Origin of the sequence: Bacillus sp. 7705b (genome assembly GCF_002289525.1) — a bacterium.
Lineage (GTDB): Bacteria > Bacillota > Bacilli > Bacillales > Bacillaceae > Bacillus > Bacillus halotolerans.
Window position 1 is genome coordinate 1 of sequence record NZ_NSDH01000080.1, and the last position, 1,360, is coordinate 1,360.

A 1,360-nucleotide genomic window follows, 5' to 3' on the forward strand; every position below is an offset into this window, starting at 1 on the left:
CTGTTCGTACAGAAAGCGGCGAGGCGGAATTATGTGCGTATGCGGAAGGGCTCGGAAGAAATGAAGTGCGCAAGCAGCTTGAGGCATTGCTGCCGGGCTATATGATTCCTGCTCATATCATTGAAATGGAACAATGGCCGGTTACCCCGAGCGGAAAGCTCGACCGAAAAGCGCTGCCTGCTCCTGACGGAGCGGCAGATCGGGAAACCTACACAGCGCCGAGAAACCTGACAGAGATGAAGCTTTCCCAGCTGTGGGAGGAAGTGCTGAAAAGCGGACCTGTCGGCATTCACGACAACTTTTTTGACCGGGGCGGCCATTCCTTAAAAGCCACCGCGCTTGTCTCCCGGATCGCCAAGGAATTCGGCGTCCAAGTGCCGCTGAAGGATGTGTTTGCCCATCCGACGGTAGAAGGTTTGGCTTCTGTCATCAGCGAAGGAACGGAAAGTCCGTATGAAGCCATTAAGCCGGCTGAAAAACGCGAGACCTACCCGGTTTCCTCCGCCCAAAAGCGGATGTATGTGCTCCAGCAGCTGGAGGATGGAGGCACAGGCTACAATATGCCGGCAGTCTTGGAGCTGGAAGGAAAGCTGGATCTTACAAGAATGGATGCCGTATTCAAAAAGCTGATCAAACGCCACGAGTCACTGCGCACGTCCTTTACAACGGACACAGACGGCGAGCCGGTTCAGCGCATCCATGACGAAGTGCCGTTTACATTCCACACCTCTGTGCTCGGCGGACAAACTGAACAGGAAGCCGCGGCAGCGTTTATCCAGCCGTTTGACCTCAGCCAAGCTCCGCTGTTCCGGGCGGGAATCGTCAAGGTATCAGACGGGCGGCATCTATTACTGGTCGATATGCATCACATTATTTCAGACGGTGTGTCAGTCAATACGCTCATTCGGGAATTCGGGGAGCTGTACGCCAATCAGGAGCTACCTGCGCTTCACATTCAATATAAAGACTATGCCGTATGGCAGGAGGCCTTTAAAAAAGGAGACACGTACAAGACGCAGGAGGCGTACTGGCTGAAGCAGCTCGAAGGCGAGCTGCCCGTACTGGACCTGCCGGCTGATTACGCCCGGCCGCCGGTGCGAAGCTTCGCGGGTGATCAAGTCTCATTTACGCTCGATCAAGAACTCACAGCCGGGCTTCACAAACTCGCACGCGAGAACGGAAGCACCCTGTACATGGTGCTCCTGGCAGCTTACACAGCGTTATTGGCGCGCTTAAGCGGACAGGAAGACATCATCGTCGGGTCACCAATTGCCGGACGTCCTCACAAAGATCTTGAGCCGATACTTGGAATGTTCGTCAACACCCTGGCGCTTCGGACACGCCCGGAGGGCGGGAAGCC

1 protein-coding gene is annotated in these 1,360 nt (G+C 55.5%); it reads left to right on the forward strand.

Annotated elements, in window-relative coordinates:
• On the forward strand, nucleotides 1-1,360 hold a 1,360-nt coding region (locus tag CJU60_RS21265; protein ID WP_255238369.1), incomplete at both ends, for a condensation domain-containing protein.